At 41.3% G+C, this 1,780-nt stretch carries 1 protein-coding gene and 1 tRNA gene; both read right to left on the bottom strand.

Annotated features, from left to right (window positions below; translation table 11 throughout):
• Window positions 1–18: 18 nt before the first annotated feature.
• On the bottom strand, window positions 19–705 hold the full coding sequence (locus HMPREF3208_RS04790; RefSeq protein ID WP_016637747.1) for an ECF transporter S component: 687 nt from the start codon (window positions 703–705) through the stop codon (window positions 19–21).
• Window positions 706–1,409: 704 nt separating this feature from the next.
• Window positions 1,410–1,481: transfer RNA gene (locus HMPREF3208_RS04785), tRNA-Glu, on the bottom strand.
• Window positions 1,482–1,780 lie beyond the last annotated feature (299 nt).

Here is a 1,780-nt window from a genome sequence, read left to right as displayed (position 1 = left end):
CTTGAAATCCCAATGATTTCAAGCTCGGTCAGAGCGTCCAGATGCGAAGTTATCAAGAGCACCAGTTGCTCGCAGCGCTAAGTACACAAACCACACAAGTACGCCAGAAAGCAAGAAACCACTTATAAGCTCCGTAATCATATGAATCGTAATATATGCAGGAGTCTTAGCCTGATACTTAGTAAACGTCAAGAACACACCATATTCAAGCGCTACAAGCAAACCAGAAATAATGCTCAAAGTAAGATTAAACTTACGCAAGCGGAAAATTAAGAACGGAATCTCTGCAAACACACCCTGCATCAATGCCGCAACAATTGTGCTATTAAACGAAAATGGTGAACCAAGCAACACTTGCACAAGTGCTCCAACAACATTCACATATACAGCAGAGCCAGGCTTACGAATCAAAAGTACTGCAAGAGTACCCGATAAATACCACACACCGTGAGTAATGCTAGCAAAACCAGGAAGAACAGCGGCATTCAAAGTACGAATTAATGGAATAAATACCAAACCATATCCGCATAGAATAACACCAAAAACAGCAGCAAGAGCAGATCCTAAAGCAATATCAGCAATACGCCAGCGCATATTAGTAACAACAGAAGGCTCAGTATTAGATAGTGCATCCGCCTTATCTGTTATAGGGGTAGATGATGGTAATGAATCGTTATCAATATTAGTGTTAAAAATATCACTCATAAGAAATCCTTATCTTACTGCCACGCATTGTACATTACTGAGATAGCACTCCCTGACCTGCGCAGCCCGGGCAGAAGCACCAACGAGTAAGTCTATCACTCATGTTAATTGCAACATACATTTTGTGATATTTATAATATTTACAAAACTTATAACAATCTATAAAAAACACAAAAGTTATAGGTCAAAATACAACATGCAACCCGGCGGCTGTAGGTTGAAAAGTGTGTAAGAAATCATGTCTTAGGCCTTGCGATACAAGCGTTTTGCGGTAATCGAATCTATTTTCTGCACATTCGTCACACGGACAAAACTGTGTAAAAATAGGCTCATAACCTTTATGACAGTAAGGCTTGCGATATATCGAATGTGGGCTATTTCGTATGCTAAGCAAGGCGCAAAGTAGGTATTAGCTGAATATTTAACAATAAATCGTCAAACTTTGTTACTAATGCAGATTACGTACTGCGCGAATAACGCTAAATCGCAATTATTCGTTACTAACGCAGATCAGCTACTGCGTAAGTAACATATGACCGTTACTTTCTCAGATACTTGACTGCGTTTTAACAGTGCTGAGGCTATGGTTTATGCCACAGAATATTCAGCAGCTTAGCTTTACACTTTTTGCCGCTTACCCCAGCTTGCCACCGATCCACAAATAAAAAAAAACGCCGCTGAAAAATCAACGGCGTAACAACTTGTACCCCCTAAGAGAGTCGAACTCTTGTTGTCAGATTGAAAGTCTGGTGTCCTAACCGTTAGACGAAGGGGGCTTCGAACCAAACCATATGATAATAACACTCTAAACAACGAAGTGCAACTCACGGCGTGTCGAGATTAAGTACAACTTAATTGCGTGTGTGTTTGTAGGATTAGCTTTATTTTTTCTTTCGATGTTCTTGCGTATTGTCTATGAGTTTGTTACGCAAAGTACGTGGTTTACTAAGTGCAACTAAAGTATCGCAATTAAGCTGCGGTGGTGTGCGTAGATAGGAGTGCTTGGCGTGCGCGACGACCTGCTTTCGCGCTCAAAGCGTAGCGCGCGCGAAAGCAATTCGGAGCGCCGAGCTTG

Source organism: Gardnerella vaginalis, assembly GCF_001546485.1.
Taxonomy (GTDB): Bacteria; Actinomycetota; Actinomycetes; order Actinomycetales; family Bifidobacteriaceae; genus Bifidobacterium; species Bifidobacterium vaginale_D.
Note: the sequence above shows the minus strand (reverse complement) of the source record. Positions and strands in the feature narration are given on the sequence as shown.

Excerpts from the sequence above, each read along its gene's own strand:
- HMPREF3208_RS04790 (WP_016637747.1), bottom strand. The coding sequence starts at position 705 with ATGAGTGATATTTTTAACACTAATATTGATAACGATTCATTACCATCA.